This is a genomic window from Pseudomonas sp. NPDC088885 (assembly GCF_044750025.1).
GTDB lineage: Bacteria > Pseudomonadota > Gammaproteobacteria > Pseudomonadales > Pseudomonadaceae > Aquipseudomonas > Aquipseudomonas rustica.
The window spans coordinates 1-2,719 of the sequence record NZ_JBIVJB010000207.1 but is presented as its reverse complement, the minus strand read 5'-3'; the positions used below and the strand labels follow the sequence as shown (position 1 = coordinate 2,719).

Sequence of the window (2,719 nt, the reverse complement as noted above, 5' to 3'; positions counted from 1 at the left end):
ACCGACCGAGGAGCCGCCCACTCTCTGTACGATCAAAGCCAATTCAAAGCCGCCTCTGCCCATGAAGGGCGCCCAATAATCACTCGAACAGCCGCCGTGCCCGCCACTAGACTGCGGGCCCGACGGACCGTCTTATAAACCCTGCTCGACGAATGGAACGGTCAGCGCCAGTGCACCATCCAGCGCGCCGGCATCAACGCCACCGCCCTGCGCCATGTCCGGACGACCACCGCCCTTCCCGCCCACTGCCGCAGCAGCTTGCTTCATCAAATCACCGGCTTTGAGTTGGCCAGTCAGGTCTTTGGTTACGCCTGCAACCAGAACGACCTTTTCCTCATGGACACTGCCGAGCAGGATCACTGCGCGGCCGAGTTTGTTCTTCAACTGATCAACCAGCGCCAGCAGCGCCTTGGCGTCCTGACCATCCAGACGTGCGGCCAAAACCTTCACGCCTTTGACGTCCAGTGCCGAGGACGACAGATCGTCGCCCGCCGCGCTCGCCGCCTTGGCTTGCAACTGCTCGAGTTGCTTCTCCAGTTGGCGGTTGCGCTCGAGCACAGCCGACAGCTTGTCGATCAGGTTGTCGCGGCTGCCCTTGACCAGGCTGGCCGCTTCCTTGAGTTGTTCTTCTGCAGCATTCAAATACGCCAGTGCCGCTGCACCGGTGACTGCTTCGATACGACGCACACCCGAAGCCACACCGCCTTCGCTGATGATTTTCAGCAGACCGATGTCGCCGGTACGGTTGGCGTGGATACCGCCGCACAGTTCGACGGAGAAATCGCCGCCCATGCTCAGCACGCGTACGTTGTCGCCGTACTTCTCGCCGAACAGCGCCATCGCGCCTTTGTTCTTCGCGGTTTCGATGTCGGTTTCTTCGGTTTCAACCGCGGAGTTCTTGCGAATCTCGGCGTTGACGATGTCTTCCAGCGCTTTGATCTGCTCAGGCTTGATCGCTTCAAAGTGGCTGAAGTCGAAACGCAGGCGCTGACTATCGACCAACGAACCTTTCTGCTGAACGTGCTCGCCCAGAACCTGGCGCAGTGCAGCGTGCAACAAGTGCGTGGCCGAGTGGTTCAACGAAGTGGCGTGACGCACTTCGGCGTCGACGTGGGTTTCCACTGGCGCGCCGATGGTCAGGCTGCCCGAATCCAGCACACCGTGGTGCAGGAAAGCGCCGCCGGTTTTGGTGGTGTCGCGCACGTCGAAACGGCTGCTGCCGGCCTGCAGATAACCGCAGTCGCCGATCTGGCCGCCGGACTCAGCGTAGAACGGCGTCTGATTCAGAACGATCACCGCCTCTTCGCCTTCATTCAAGACGTCGACCGACTGACCATCTTTATAGATAGCAACGATTTTTGCCGAACCGCTGGTGTCTTTGTAACCGGTGAACTCGGTGGCCACGTCAACCTTGACCAAGGTGTTGTAGTCCAGACCGAACGAGCTGGCCGAACGCGCACGCACACGCTGAGCTTCCATCTCACGTTCGAAGCCGACTTCATCGACAGTCAGGCTGCGCTCGCGGGCGATGTCGGCGGTCAGGTCCATCGGGAAACCGTAGGTGTCGTAGAGTTTGAACACTACGTCGCCCGGCACCACGGTGCCTTTGAGTTCCAGCAGATCCTGCTCAAGAATTTTCAGGCCGTGCTCCAGCGTCTTGGAGAACTGCTCTTCTTCAGCCTTGAGCACGCGCTCGATGTTGCTTTGCTGCTTCTTCAGTTCCGGGAAGGCTTCGCCCATCTCGGCAACCAGTGCGGCAACGATCTTGTAGAAGAAGCTGCCGGTAGCGCCCAGCTTGTTACCGTGACGGCAAGCGCGACGGATGATCCGGCGCAGTACATAACCGCGACCTTCGTTGGACGGCAGCACACCGTCGGCGATCAGGAAACCGCACGAACGGATGTGGTCGGACACGACTTTCAACGAAGACTGATCGCCGTTTTCGCAGCCGATTGCTTCAGCCGAGGCCTTCAGCAAGTTCTTGAACAGGTCGATGTCGTAGTTGGAATTGACGTGCTGCATCACCGCACTGATCCGCTCCAGGCCCATGCCGGTGTCGACCGACGGCGCTGGCAACGGATGCAAGACGCCATCGGCGGTGCGGTTGAACTGCATGAATACGTTGTTCCAGATCTCGATGTAACGGTCGCCGTCTTCTTCCGGCGAGCCCGGCGGGCCGCCCCAGATGTGGTCGCCGTGATCGTAGAAAATCTCGGTGCACGGGCCGCACGGGCCGGTATCGCCCATGGTCCAGAAGTTGTCGGAGGCGTATGGCGCGCCTTTGTTGTCGCCAATGCGGATCATGCGCTCGACCGGCACACCGATTTCTTTGGTCCAGATGTCATACGCTTCGTCGTCGGAGGCGTAGACGGTGACCCAGAGTTTTTCCTTCGGCAGTTGCAGAACGCCGGTCAGGAAGGTCCACGCGTAGGTAATCGCGTCTTTCTTGAAATAGTCACCGAAGCTGAAGTTACCGAGCATTTCGAAGAACGTGTGGTGACGAGCGGTATAACCGACGTTTTCCAGGTCACTGTTCTTGCCACCGGCACGCACGCATTTCTGGCTGCTGGTCGCACGGGTGTACGCACGTTTTTCCTGGCCCAGGAAGCAGTCCTTGAACTGGTTCATCCCCGCGTTAGTGAACAGCAGGGTTGGGTCGTTGCCCGGAATCAAAGAGCTGGAGGCTACACGGGTGTGGCCTTGCTCTTCGAAGAAGCGA

General features: G+C 59.4%; 1 protein-coding gene. It reads right to left on the bottom strand.

The window, feature by feature from the left end:
- Window positions 1-132 precede the first annotated feature (132 nt).
- The coding region (gene alaS, locus ACIP1X_RS28520) for an alanine--tRNA ligase (RefSeq protein ID WP_400755929.1) at window positions 133-2,719 on the bottom strand (2,587 nt) is incomplete at its 5' end.